The sequence below is a fragment of the Bacillus sp. WC2507 genome (assembly GCF_052656125.1).
The window spans coordinates 4801568-4815103 of the sequence record NZ_JBQXPN010000001.1; the positions used below are offsets into that span (position 1 = coordinate 4801568).

General features: G+C 35.5%; 16 protein-coding genes. 7 read left to right on the top strand and 9 right to left on the bottom strand.

From position 1 onward, the window contains the following. Positions 1-391: 391 nt before the first annotated feature. Complete coding sequence (locus ACUN28_RS25315) at positions 392-2854, bottom strand: LamG-like jellyroll fold domain-containing protein (protein WP_016089200.1); 2463 nt, start codon at positions 2852-2854, stop codon at positions 392-394. Positions 2855-3207: 353 nt separating this feature from the next. Between ACUN28_RS25315 and ACUN28_RS25320 the strand changes: the two genes are divergently transcribed. Then, the gene (locus ACUN28_RS25320; RefSeq protein WP_000791328.1) at positions 3208-3633 is read left to right on the top strand and encodes an S-Ena type endospore appendage; all 426 of its coding nucleotides are present in this window, start codon (positions 3208-3210) and stop codon (positions 3631-3633) included. A gap of 59 nt (positions 3634-3692) precedes the next feature. Here ACUN28_RS25320 and ACUN28_RS25325 read toward each other — a convergent pair whose 3' ends face one another. The 5 genes from ACUN28_RS25325 to ACUN28_RS25345 all read right to left on the bottom strand — a co-directional run bounded on the left by ACUN28_RS25325 (position 3693) and on the right by ACUN28_RS25345 (position 6087). Then, positions 3693-4037, bottom strand: a complete 345-nt coding sequence (locus ACUN28_RS25325) for a DUF3992 domain-containing protein (protein ID WP_000525819.1) — start codon at positions 4035-4037, stop codon at positions 3693-3695. A 20-nt stretch (positions 4038-4057) separates the two neighbouring features. Further along, positions 4058-4426 (bottom strand): DUF3992 domain-containing protein, encoded by a 369-nt coding sequence (locus tag ACUN28_RS25330; RefSeq protein ID WP_001277534.1) that lies wholly within the window; start codon positions 4424-4426, stop codon positions 4058-4060. Between the two features lie 110 nt (positions 4427-4536). Beyond that, positions 4537-5142: a DedA family protein gene (locus ACUN28_RS25335; protein WP_000435008.1), complete on the bottom strand. Its 606-nt coding sequence runs from the start codon at positions 5140-5142 to the stop codon at positions 4537-4539. 11 nt (positions 5143-5153) lie between these two features. After that, positions 5154-5435, bottom strand: a complete 282-nt coding sequence (locus ACUN28_RS25340; RefSeq protein WP_000733844.1) for a YkvA family protein — start codon at positions 5433-5435, stop codon at positions 5154-5156. 277 nt (positions 5436-5712) lie between these two features. Next, on the bottom strand, positions 5713-6087 hold the full coding sequence (locus ACUN28_RS25345; RefSeq protein WP_000439799.1) for a VOC family protein: 375 nt from the start codon (positions 6085-6087) through the stop codon (positions 5713-5715). A 108-nt stretch (positions 6088-6195) separates the two neighbouring features. Here ACUN28_RS25345 and ACUN28_RS25350 point away from each other — a divergent pair, with 108 nt between their 5' ends. The 4 genes from ACUN28_RS25350 to brnQ2 all read left to right on the top strand — a co-directional run bounded on the left by ACUN28_RS25350 (position 6196) and on the right by brnQ2 (position 8799). Continuing rightward, positions 6196-6411 carry a spore coat associated protein CotJA gene (locus ACUN28_RS25350; protein WP_000362186.1) on the top strand — a complete coding sequence of 72 codons (216 nt, stop codon included), beginning with the start codon at positions 6196-6198 and terminating at the stop codon, positions 6409-6411. Between the two features lie 8 nt (positions 6412-6419). Further along, positions 6420-6683, top strand: coding sequence for a spore coat protein CotJB (locus ACUN28_RS25355; protein WP_000194957.1), 264 nt, complete (start codon positions 6420-6422; stop codon positions 6681-6683). Positions 6684-6695: 12 nt separating this feature from the next. Beyond that, on the top strand, positions 6696-7265 hold the full coding sequence (gene cotJC, locus ACUN28_RS25360) for a spore coat protein CotJC (protein WP_016089202.1): 570 nt from the start codon (positions 6696-6698) through the stop codon (positions 7263-7265). Positions 7266-7482: 217 nt separating this feature from the next. After that, positions 7483-8799, top strand: coding sequence for a branched-chain amino acid transport system II carrier protein BrnQ2 (gene brnQ2 / locus ACUN28_RS25365; protein ID WP_016136525.1), 1317 nt, complete (start codon positions 7483-7485; stop codon positions 8797-8799). Positions 8800-8842: 43 nt separating this feature from the next. On the opposite strand, the gene ACUN28_RS25370 is transcribed toward brnQ2, so the two are convergent. From ACUN28_RS25370 to ACUN28_RS25380, 3 genes are all read right to left on the bottom strand, one after another. Next, entirely contained in the window at positions 8843-9847 is a 1005-nt protein-coding gene (locus ACUN28_RS25370) for an ABC transporter permease (RefSeq protein ID WP_000269952.1), read from the bottom strand. A 1-nt stretch (position 9848) separates the two neighbouring features. Beyond that, entirely contained in the window at positions 9849-10715 is an 867-nt protein-coding gene (locus ACUN28_RS25375; protein WP_016089204.1) for an ABC transporter permease subunit, read from the bottom strand. Positions 10716-10803: 88 nt separating this feature from the next. Beyond that, entirely contained in the window at positions 10804-11538 is a 735-nt protein-coding gene (locus ACUN28_RS25380; protein ID WP_016089205.1) for a YwaF family protein, read from the bottom strand. A gap of 211 nt (positions 11539-11749) precedes the next feature. On the opposite strand from ACUN28_RS25380, the gene ACUN28_RS25385 reads away from it, so the two are divergent. Together ACUN28_RS25385 and ACUN28_RS25390 are read left to right on the top strand one after the other, a co-directional pair. Next, the gene (locus tag ACUN28_RS25385) at positions 11750-12856 is read left to right on the top strand and encodes an efflux RND transporter periplasmic adaptor subunit (protein WP_016089206.1); all 1107 of its coding nucleotides are present in this window, start codon (positions 11750-11752) and stop codon (positions 12854-12856) included. After that, on the top strand, positions 12853-13527 hold the full coding sequence (locus ACUN28_RS25390) for an ABC transporter ATP-binding protein (protein ID WP_000609098.1): 675 nt from the start codon (positions 12853-12855) through the stop codon (positions 13525-13527). Before ACUN28_RS25385 ends, ACUN28_RS25390 begins: the two co-directional genes overlap by 4 nt. The last annotated feature ends 9 nt before the right edge of the window (positions 13528-13536 follow it).

A 13536-nucleotide genomic window follows, 5' to 3' on the forward strand; every position in this document is an offset into this window, starting at 1 on the left:
TCACCATAGGCTTGTGATGTACTCTCGTCAGTTATACGAGATAGTCGTTGAACGTTCATCTTATCACTTTTGACTTAGATGATTCGAGGCGGAAGACCCATTGTTCTAGTGTTTAGGATTTAACCTTGCACCATCTGATTGATTTTTTCTGCTTTCGCGACATTCACGCTCGCTATTTCTAGCCACGTTGTAGTTCAATCAGCTTTAGGGATTGCCCGCAGTTAACCCTCACTACTAGCCAATCACTTGACTAGCAGGGCTTACTGATATATTTAATTAACTTTCGTTATAATTGGTTAAATAAATCGTAACAGTTAATTACCCTTTTTCTATGCTATTTTTAGTATAACAAAAAAGAAGCCTATCATGATAAGCTTCTTTTTCTTCTCTCTTATTTGTTCATACTTTTTTCAACAAGCGAAATCGCATATTCTATCGTACGATTCATCGTTTCTACTTGTGCATCTTTTACTTTCGCATCTTTTAATACAGCTTCTGCCACTGTAATTTTTTGACTCAATGATTTCACTGAACCATCCGTTACATTTGCAGCTTGCGCTTTTTTCACCACTGTTTTTGCAGATTCAATATTGATTTGTAATTTTTCTTTCGGTGTTTTAGGTTGTTCTTCTTCCACCTTTGATTGTACAAATGCTACATTAGCTGTTTTTAATTCGTTATACGTTTGAACGATTTGCTCTCCAGTACTTCCTACATTTTCAAATGCTTGCTTTGCAGTGTTATAGCTTTTCTCTAGTTCTTGAAATGCTTCTTTTGAATATTGACCTGGTTTGTCACCAAACCCATATTTACCAGCTAACACTTCTTTCACTTTCCCAAGCTCTTCATATAACGTGTTTACTTGCTCTAACTTCGTGCGGTTAGAAAACTCATTGTACGCTGCTAATACTTCTGAAGAACTTAACGCTTTACTATATAATCTTGCAAGCGCGATTTGTCCATTTAACGGAATACCGCCATTTCCATTACTATCTGGGTCAGCTCCAAATGCAAATGGTACGTTTGGATGATACACTTTTCCTTGAGCTGGTTGGCTATTTACTTTTTTACCATCTACGTAAATAGCTACTTCACTTCCGTTATATGTTCCTGTTAAGTGATATGTTTTGTTTGCTTCTAGCTGAACTCCAACACGCTTATAACTACCACCAATATGAGCCCACAATTCAACATATCCACTTCCTGTAGATTCAAATCCAATTCCGCCACTCTCTGTATTTTGTAAAATACCTTGTCCACGAATTTCATTCATTGAAAATACAGTTTCTAACGTAAATGTATTTGCTGCTTTCTCTTTTTGTGCTGCTGAAAACGGAAGGTATCCAAATGTATTTGCTTGTCCATTCAATTTCATTACATTTGTTTTTAAAGCTTTATCGTATGCAATAGATACATTCCCTTTCACATCGCCTTTCGTCCCAAACAATGAGTTATCTTTAAACGTGCCATCTAAGAAATTCACATCAAAGACATCTGCCTTTGGTACTTTTATATTCGGGTCAATATTATCTTTTTTCGTAGTGATTTCTGCTGTTAACGGTTGTGCGCTTTCATTACCAAATGAATCAATCGCAACGACTTCAAGTGTATATGTTTTCCCGTCATCTAATCCTGCCAGTGTAAACGTAAGATCTTTTGGCACTGGGTCACGATAAAACTCTGAGAATGCTAACAACTTGTTTTTAATTTCTCCTGTTTGCTTATCTCTAGCTTGTACACGATAAGAATGGACAAGTAGGTTATCCAGTGCTTGCGGGAATGTCACCGTTGCCGCATTTTCTGTTACATTTGATACCGCAAGCTTTGCATCTTTAGCAAAGTAAGGCTTTTCTTTATCACGATCTTCTACATGTGTAAATGTATCTTTCTTTGCTGGTAATTTAATTTTCCAAGGCTCGCCTGTCCAAGAATTCGTATGGAAATCACGACGATTAATTGTTACCTCTTTATCATCTACTTCTACTAATAAACCCTGGCTTAACGTACTAGCTCCTGGCGGGATATTCCCTTGTACTTTACCACCTTCAACCTCCATATAACTTACTGAAGATGTACCAACTGATGTAAAGTCTTTTTGATGAATTGATCTTGGATCGTCTAACGGGTAATGCGAATGACCTGAAAACGTGATAACCTGCGGGTATCCTTTTAACACCTCATTAATTTTCGCACTATCTTTCGTTCCCCACTCTTGACTACCGTATACTGTATCTTTAATATGTTGGTGTAAAAATACGAAAATTGGTTTTTCTGGATCATCTTTTTGTGCCTTTGCCATTTCTTCTTTTAACCAATTAATTTGCTTGTCCGAATAATATCCATGAGTTGTCCCATCCTCTGGAGACATAACAAGGAAGTGATACCCTTTCACCACTTTATGATAGTAAATCGATTCCATTCCTGTTTTTTCTAAGAAACGCTTCTGCGCTCCCTCTACAGATAAACCGTTCCAATAATCATGGTTACCAAGAGAATTCATTCGTACTGCATCTTTATTTGCATTTTCATTATACACTTGCATGAAACGATCATATTGCTGCAGTGATCCTGAATCAGTAAAATCTCCCACAATTACGAACGCATCTTGTTTAGGTGCAAGTGTATTAAGTTGCTCGATTGCTCGTTTCCAGCGAAACGTATCATCCGTTCCACTACTTTTAATATGTACATCACTTACGACTGGAAAAACTATTTTCTTTTCACTTGGTGCCTTTTCTTGCTTTTTCTCTTCCGCTTTGACTGATGTACTCCACGGAAATGATACGAATGCTAATACAAAAACCATTAATAACCCAATAAGACCTTTTACTTTTCGTAAAGCTGTTCTTTCCACTTGAATCCTCCTCATAATAATTGATTCATTACAAGGGCTATTTTATCTAAAATATATTAATGTCGTTTAAATAACAAATAAATTTTATTAGATTTTTGTAAATATACAGTTAATTAAAAGTTAAGTCCAACATTCCTCGTACTATTGTATACAACCACCTTTTGTCTAAAAGAGTCTGATCATTCTTTTCCTATGACTATTCACATATAATCTTTTCTATAACACTAATGATAAGTTAAGGTTTAAGCCTATTAGACAATCTTAATTTTAAAAATTTTCTTCTTTTCTTAACACATCGGCCATGCTTCTACATTTAATAGTAGTAAAAGACAACTTAAAAAGGAGGGGTTGTATTGAAGAACAAAAAAAATATTGGCTGTTTCGCTCCTTTATCTATCATTTGCCCAAACCCTTGTCCACCGCCCCCTCCTCCAAATCCAAGTTGTGAGCGAGTAACAAATGAATTTGCAGGGAATTTCCTCATAACTAACAACACCATTCCCTCTATCAAAGATGCACTACAATCAATGATACTGTGGCAAAGTGATGGGATACTACTTATATCAGGTACTGTCTCGGTTTACAATAGTACTAGCAGCACAGAGGCAATTACAATTGAAATCGTTGGAGCAGTAACTAATATTTTCACTGTCTTTCCTGGCAATACTATATCTTACACAGGAAAAGACTTACAATCTGTCAGTATTATTAATATACAAAGTGATCCTTCACTATATTTAGAAGGCAAGTACTGTTGCCAATTTACATGTTGCTTATAGAATACCAATTTCATTACTTTCTCAATTTAAAAAAGCATACCATTTACGGTATGCTTTTTTTATGAAATCGGATAACGTACAGTAATACAAAACTCTCCTTGATTAACAGTTGTTCCTGTCGTAGTAATTCGAACAGTCGTAAAATATCGTACAGTGAAAGTACCACTACTTTGTGGCTGTACAGTAATTGTATCAACTACTGTAGCACCTACTAAAAAATCCACTGTAATCGGGTTCGCACCTACATCATATTTCACGTAACCTGAACCATATACTTCTTGCGTGATGTTATTTGTATATACAATTTGAGTACCAGCACCTGTAATAGACCAGTCTGTACATACTTGATCTTGTACAAGCGTTTTATTCGAACAACAAGACAAACTGGAACTTCTCATTCCCATTTCGATCCTCTCCTATTCTGCTATGAAAGTGGATAACGTGTTGTAATACAAAATTCTCCTTGATACGTTCCAGCAGGTGTTGCAGGTAACACAACTTGTATACTATCAAAGCGGCGATACGTAAAAGCAATACTCGTTCCTGGGTTTAATGTTTGTGTATCAATTGTAGCCCCAGCAGAATCCAGTGCTTCTACAGTAATCGGACCTGGTCCAACATCATATTTAACAAAACCAGTACCCACTACGTTTTGGTTAATATTATTTGTATAGAGAACATTATCAATTGCTGCCGCAACTACAGTAGCAGACCACGGACTACACACTTTATCTTGCACATAATTTTTATCTGGACAGCAAGTTAATGCTGACCCTGAGCACTCACAAGACATAGTTGTTTCCCCTCTCTCGTTTATATTCCCTATATGTGTATGTCCCTCAGAGTCTTTTGCCTGTACTATTCATCTATTTTCACAAAATGTGCAAATTCCAATACCAATGACTAGATAGATTCCGATCTATTTCGTTTTTTCATAAATTTATAGATTAAGATACCACCGACAATAATAACAACGACTGCTAATATCGGTAACATATATTGACCAACAACATCTGCTGCTTTTGCCCAATGCGGACCTAATTTCATTCCAAAATAAATATACAAAGTCGTTAATGGGAACATTGCTACAAATGTATATATGCTAAATTTCCATATGTTCATTTTCGCCATACCACACGGAACAGAAATAAGTGTTCGAACTCCCGGTACAAAACGTCCAACAAACGCTACAACTGGCCCATATTTCTCAAAGAAATCATCTGCTTTTTGAATTTGTTCTTCTTTAATAAAGAAGTATTTCCCATACTTTATTAATAGGGGGCGACCACCGTAATAACCGAGTGCGTATAACGTTAACGGTCCTGTCGTTCCGCCAAGTGTCCCTGCTAATACAGCTAACCAAAAATTCATATCACCCTCGTATACCCAATACCCAACCATGGGCAAAACTACCTCTGCTGGAATAAATTCAAACGTTAATGCTAACACAACTCCAAAATAAGAAAACTGCTTTAAAAACTCGATTATATCTAAAATAATTTGCTCCATACTTTCAACTCCTATCCTACGTTTACATTATGCTTTTCTTGCAATTGTACTGGCGCCATTTTTACAATTCGATTTAAAATGAATAACACAATTCCAATATCATCTAAAATACCGATGAACGGTAAGAAGTCTGGAATTAAATCGAGCGGCATCGCTACATAACCAACTAAAAAAGCAATAGATAAGATTTTCTTCTTTATTGAAACCTCTTTTGAAGTAAAAAAGTCAAATAGGAATGGAACAAAACGACGGACATGAAATACAACTCTTAATCTACTAATAAGTTTTTTCATTTTTATATCTCCTCTCTTTGTATACAAAAAGGACCCTACCAAATATGGTAAGGGTCCTAAAAAAGACAATAAGGGGCCTTTACCATTGCTGGTAAAGGTCTCACTAACAACGAAACGTTGCCAATAAAGCCGAGGGTTTCTCCCTGTAATGACGACTTTACTGTAATAAGTTACTCCCCTTTATATACACAATTTTATACAATCACATTAAAATATTTGGAGGGGCTTGTCAATATTTTTTTCATCCACCATTCAGGTTATTGCACTATAAATAATACTATGCTGTATTCTCCGCTGAAACAATTTGGACTTTAAAACGATCTGGATCATAGAAAGTTACCCTTATTTCTTCACCACATCGTTCTTCTAAAAATGCTACTTGATAAAACTCTAACTTTTTCTTGATCCGCTCAATGTTTGTAGTTCTTAAAAATATTTCCTTCACTGATGATGTGACGGTCTCTCTATATTCTCCCAGTCCCCTGTTTACAACAAAACAAATTCTCGTTGAACCAATATCATACCAAACACCTGTTACACGTAATTGTGGTCTTTCCTTGCTTGGCTTAAAGCCTAGAATCCCTTCGTAAAAGTATAATGTTTCCTTTAAATTTTTAGATTCTAATACAATGCATGTTGTAATCCTTTCCATCCGCACTCCTCCTGTCTCTATTAGTTTTCTATATGTGTCATAAATCTTAATTATGTACGAATACAATACGTAGTGATGAATATTTCATTAATAAAGGAGGCGTATAACATGGATAAATACATGAAATCCTACATACCTTATCATGGTCCAAACGATCCTTGTCCTCCAATTGGGAAAAAATATTACTCAACTCCCCCCCACTTATATATGGGCTTTCAACCAGCTAATTTACCCCAATTCCCACCAAAAGAAGCTTTAAGAAAAGGGACTCTATGGCCAGCATTTTATGATTACTATGAAAATCCTTACAAAAAAGGACGGTGAATAAAAACGTGACACAAACATTGCCTAATGAATATTACAAATGGATTGAAGAACTGCAAGAACTAGACTTTGTCTTAGTTGAACTTACCCTCTATTTAGATACGCATCCCGACGATACTGCCGCTATAAATCAATTCAATGATTTTTCTTATAAACGAAGAGTACTACAACAAAAAATTGAAGAAAAATACGGACCACTTCAGCAGTTTGGAAATAGTTATTCTAACGCCCCATGGGAATGGAGCAAAGGACCGTGGCCATGGCAAATATAAAGGAGAGAAACTATGTGGATTTATGAAAAGAAATTACAATATCCTGTTAAAGTAAGTACTTGTAATCCCGCACTCGCAAGATTATTAGTTGAACAATATGGTGGTGCGGATGGTGAATTAGCCGCTGCTCTTCGCTACTTAAATCAGCGTTACACGATTCCTGACAAAGTCGTTGGCTTACTAACTGATATCGGTACAGAAGAATTCGCACACCTAGAAATGATCGCTACAATGATTTATAAATTAACAAAAGATGCAACACCTGAACAAATGAAAGCTGCTGGATTAGACGCACAGTACGCTAATCATGATAGCGCTTTGTTTTATCATAATGCTGGTGGCGTTCCTTTTACTGCTACTTATATTCAAGCAAAAGGAGATCCTATCGCAGATTTATATGAAGATATTGCTGCTGAAGAAAAAGCAAGAGCAACTTATCAATGGCTCATTGATTTATCTGACGATCCCGACATAAATGATAGCTTGCGCTTTTTACGTGAACGAGAAATTGTCCATTCACAACGTTTCCGAGAAGCAGTTGAAATTTTAAAAGAAGAACGCGATCGAAAAATTTATTTTTAATACACGTATCCTGGCGATATGTGTTTTTTTACGTTTAAAGTTAAATCCTTCCTATTAAACATATAAATAGTATATTTATTCGATTTAATGCATTATTTTTTAATTTTTTCAAAATTCCCTATTGCTTTCTAGTCATCAGACCTTTAAAATAGTAACAGTTACTCGACAAATTGTTTGAATTTTCGACAAAAATACTCATTAGGAGGATTTTCTTTATATGCGTACAACTTTAAAGCCAGCGCAAATACTTTCGATTAGTTTATTACTATTCGCAGTTTTCTTCGGTGCTGGTAATATGATTTTCCCGCCCCTTCTCGGTCTTTCTTCCGGAGAAAATATGTGGGTTTCCATTACAGGATTTATTATTACAGACGTCGGTTTATCTTTACTAGCTATCGTCGCTGTTGCCCTTGCCGGTGGTAGTTTTAATACTTTAGCAAGCCGTGTTCATCCAAAATTCGCAGCAGTATTCGCTATCATTATTTATCTTTCAATCGGCCCACTATTTGTTATTCCACGAACTGGATCTGTATCTTACGAAATTGGGATTGCACCACTTTTCCCGGACCAATGGTACTCTATGTTAATTTTTAGTGCTATTTTCTTTACAGTCGTCTACTTCTTATCATTAAATCCATCAAAATTAGTAGATCATATTGGAAAAATATTAACACCAATTTTACTTGTAATTATTGCAATTATGGCAACAAAAGCGATTCTTTCACCAGGAGCGTTTGCAGAACCTGTTGGTGACTATAAAGAAATCCCATTTTTCAAAGGATTTCTTGAAGGGTTTTTAACGTTAGATGCAATTGGCGCACTTGTATTATCAACGATTGTTGTAAATGCAATTCGCCAAAACGGTATACAAGAGAAGAAATCTATTGCGAAATATACCATTATTTGCGGTAGCATTGCAGCTCTATTTTTAACAATTGTTTATTTCTTACTCGGTTATATCGGCGCTTCAAACGGTAATCTAGGACAATTCGAAAACGGTGGTCAACTATTAGCTACTGTTATGTACCAATTCTTTGGGACAAGTGGGAATGTTTTATTAAGTATCGCCATTATCTTCGCTTGTTTAACGACAGCAATCGGCGTTGTAAGTGCATTCGCAAACTATTTCGCAACAGTACTAACAAATATTTCCTACAAAAAACTCGTACTATACGTTTGTATCTTTAGCTTCGTTATTTCAAACTTAGGTTTAAGCTTATTAATAAAAATTACATTACCTGTATTAATTATTTTATATCCAATTACGATTATTTTAATTTTCGTATCATTTATAGATAAATATACGAAACGTAAACCTTCTGTCTACATCGGAGCAATGATCGCAGCATTTATTATTAGCTGTATTCATGCACTGGATAATGTGGAAATGATACCAGGTTTTATTGCTAATATTGTACACACCATTCCTTTTTATAACTTAGGAATTGGCTGGATTATCCCGGCAATCATCGGTGGTATAATGGGATACTTTATTCCACAAACAGAAGCTAAAGGTGAAGTTTCTACAAAATAAAGAAAAGAAGCAAGCAGTAATTGTGCTTGCTTCTTTTTTATTTTCACATCGTATGTTTAAAAGTAAATAACTCTTCTTTTGACTGCACAACAGATTGTTCCTCTTCTACAACATCCTTCTTTAGCTCTCCTCCTAACCTTACTTTCATCATCGCCTCTTCGATACTTTTTACAATCATATTTCCTGAAAAAATAGTAAGTCCAAAAAATGTAATCGGAACGAGAGGGATCCACGGATTCACTGTTAATGACCTAAAGTATACTCCAATTAAACCTGACCATTCATGCGTATAAGATTCCACCTCTTTTATTTGTCCACCAAACATTACAGTCCCACCAAAGAACACTTCAAGTAATCCTAAGTGCAGTAAAATAGTAAGAGTCTGCGTAAACTGCTGAAGAAATACGAGTATAAACGGCATATAGAGATGCGGAAAAATATGTTTTATAACAATATGTCTTCTCGATCCACCTAATATGCGCGCGGCATCAACAAATTCTTCCGTTCGCAATTTACGAACTTCCTTCGCAACATACAGTGCAATAACTGGCATTACAAGCAGTACAAGTAATACCACTTGAAACGAAGCCCTTTCAAAAAAGGTTGTTGTCTCCTCTCCGCTTCCAAATGCATTTGCAGATTGAAGAAAAAAATACGCAATCATAACTGTCGGAATAACTGTAAAACTATCAAAGAAAGCCTCAATTTTTGAAAATCCTCTTTTTATATACGTTCCGAGTACGACACCGAAAAACACACCTATTACCATTCTAAGTGCCGCAATTAAAATAGATATACCAATCGTCCACTTCGCGCCTTCAATGACTAAATGTAACAGGTCATACCCTTTCCGGTCTGTCCCGAGTAAAAATTGTAATGAAGGTGGAAACGGTGGCACTTGTGGATTTTCATCCGCATCATATTGCAATGTAACTTGTCTAATATGTCCATCATTCCATAACGTATTTCCGATGCTCAAAAGAACTAATAGGAGAAGAAACCCAATGCTTATCCAAAATCTTTTATCGCGTTTTATATACGTCCACATATTATAGTCTCTCCTTCATCGCAGCTGGAATGAGATAATGAAACAATTTAAACAAAATAAAAATCGGAATATAAATAAGCAGCACACTAACGATGAAAACCTCAACTCTAATACCGAAATACGATTTCAAAAACATAAAAATACCACCCGTATTAAAAATCCATTCTATAATATATAAATTAGATAACATAAAAAAGATATTCGTTTTCGCAAAGAATAATGTACTAAGCAACACATTTCGTAAAATATGACGATTTAAAATATGAAAGCGCCCCAGCCCTTTCGCCTTAGCAAATAGTACATAATCTTTTTCTAGTTCATTTTCAAAACGAAGCACGACCATTTTTACAAACATAATCGTAGTCGGGATGCTCAAACACAATATTGGCAATCCTCTAATCGACTCGCCTCCGATTGACGCAATTTGAAAAGGTAAAAAGCCTGTTTGTTTAAAAACCCATACAACTAAAATTTGCGATAACAAAATAAGTAAAATGTCTGGAATAGATTCTAGGAAGATAAGAAATGATTTAATACGATGTTGTATACGAGGTGAACTACTCATAATGACATAAACAATACAAAATGCTACAAATAATGAAATGAAAAAAGCAGCTAAAAATATAACAATTGTTTCTTTATAATGAACAAACAACTGCGGAAATAAAAATTTATCTCCCACATATTTAAAATTGGAGATGTCCATTAAATTCACAAACACTTCTTTTAAACTCTTTATGTACTGTGATGCATGCAGCTCAAATCCATAAAATAGTTTCGGCAATGTCCCTAAACAAATAATCCCCAAAATCGAAATAATAAATTGAACCGTCACTTCCATCCCATTCAGAAAAACTTTTTTGACCACGTTTTCCCTTCTCTCTCTATATAATTTACCTTCTAATTTTATTCTTAATTTTCTGAATTGTAAATATTTATATAAAAAAATCACTAGGTTATGATCCTAGTGATTCTTTATGCGCATGCCCTTCTCTTTTCGCAAACGGCATATACAAAATAAAACATCCAATAAGCGCTGCGAGTTCTAATGAAATAATATAGTAAGGGTGCGGCCCTAACATATCGAGTAATGAAGCTGTTTCTGGCTTACGAGCTAAAAACATATAATTACCGCCTGTTTTGTAATTCACAAACGAAACAATTGGAATCAATATGTTTAAAAATATCATTGTGCGTTTAATAGATTGTACTGTCGGACGATATCCTTCCACCCAAGTCATAAAGAGTGGTGCCCAAATGAGCAATATATGCGCGATAAAATATTCAATGAAACGAAAATGCGGAAAAGCATATTGCAAGTTTGGTGTTAACATAGCTTGTGATGCACCAATAATTCCCGTAAAAAATACAATCTCATATATGCGGTAACTTTTCGTTACAATCATAATCGATGCTAACAATAAACTAATCGTACATAACTCAAATGGTAATGAAGTGCCTAGTTCAAAAATCCCTGCTTTCCATTCCCACATATGAAGCCCAATTTCGCTTCCAATAAATAAAAATGCAATCACATATCGAACCGTTATATTCCACTCACTTTGACGTAATATATCTTGGTATTGATACAGAAAAATGATCCCCACCAACATAATAAATAATATAATGGCATGTTGCCTTGAGTATGGAATAAATGGTTTTAATGGATGCGCACTAAAATAAGCTTCCATCTTCCTTCCTCCTCTCCTTCATACAATATTATTGTAAGAAAGAAACAACGAGTCAATTCATTTGCTTAGGCTGGGACAACCTCTACCTTACATTTACATATTCATACCTTACAAAACTGTAAGGTTATTGTAAGCTAAAACGATTTGTCAGATTCTTCACCTCTTTTATACTTAATGTAGATACTAATACGAACGAAAAGGTGATAAATAGATGAAGAAGAAAAATAAAGTGTTAATTACTAGTGTAGTAGCAATTGGAATTGCAGCTGGATCATATTTTGCATTTGCTGGTGGCGGTGGTTCAGAAGTAGCAATGGCATATAGCGGTTATAAAGTTACAGAAAAACAAATTGAAAATGCACAAAAATTTGGTGGCGAAGTAATCCCAAGTGGAATTGAAACAATCTCATTTGATCCAACAAAAGGTACGTACGAATTAGCTGTAAAAAAAGGTGACGAAGTAAAAAAAGGACAGCTTCTATTTAAATATAATGATCCTACTGCGAAACAAGGTGTAACAGAAGCAGAAATGCAAAAAAAAATCGCACAAAAAGAAGTAACATTGTTCCAAAAACAGATTGATGCAGCGAAACAAAAATTACAAAAAGATAAAAATGCAGGCCTTCCTGCTGAAGCATTAAAAGCTTCAGAAATCGAAGTGCAACAATTAGAATCACAACTTGAAATGAAAAAATTTGAAGTTGAAAAATCTGATGAACTAATTAAAGCAGCAAAAGAGAAAGTAAACACGCTTTCTGTAACGAGCCCTACTGATGGCGTAATTGATGATATCGTAAAAACTGCTGATGAAAAAACAGGTATGAGCGGCATTACACTTCGTCACGCTGGTCCATTTAAAGTAAAAGGTCAACTTTCTGAATATGAGCTTGCTAGTATGAAAGTTGGGCAAGAAGTAACTGTTTCATCAAAAACTGTCGCTGGTAAGACTTGGACAGGAAAAGTAACAGAAATTGGCTCTACACCATTAAAGAGCATGGACGAAAACAAAACAGTTTCTAACTATCAATTCACTGTCACATTAGACAATAGTGAAGAATTACAAAACGGCTTCCACGTATACGTAACAAGTAAATCTGGCGAAGCAACTGGTACGATTGTTCCGAAGAGCAGCATCGTGAAAAAAGATAACAAAAATGTTGTCTTCGTTGTAAAAGACGGTAAAGCGAAAGAACAAGCAGTTACTGTTGAGTTCGAGACAGATAGCGAAGCAAAAGTTTCTGGAGTGAAAAAAGGAGAGCAAATTATCTCTAAACCTGAAAAAGACTTAAAAGATGGTATGGAGGTTGTCGTTGAATGATTAACTTAAAAGGCATCACGAAATCTTTCCAAAATGGTGCAGAGTCCGTTCAAATATTACACGGCATTGACGTAACACTGAACCAAGGAGAATTCACTTCTATTATGGGACCATCTGGTTCTGGTAAATCAACATTAATGAACATTATCGGTTGCTTAGATAAACCAACGACAGGTGCGTATGAACTGGCTGGTCAAAATATTTCAAACATGTCTGAAACAGAACTTGCACGCGTTCGTAATAAAGAGATCGGGTTCGTATTCCAAAACTTCATGTTATTACCGAGACTTACAGCACTTCAAAATGTAGAGCTACCTCTTATTTACGCTGGAGTGGATAAAAAAGAAAGACGTGAGCGCTCATTAGCTGCTTTAACAAAAGTAGGTTTAGCTGATCGTGCTACTCACCTGCCGAATGAATTGTCAGGTGGACAAAAGCAGCGTGTCGCAGTCGCACGTGCAATCGTAAATAACCCAAAATTCATTTTAGCCGATGAACCGACGGGGGCACTTGATACGAAAACAAGTACACAAATTATGGACCTCTTTTACGAATTAAACAAACAAGGCTCCACAATCATTATGATTACCCATGACCGTGAAATCGGGGAAGCTGCAGCACGTCAAATTGTAATTCGTGACGGAAATATCGTCCAAGATTGGAGAGGTTAATTTTGAACA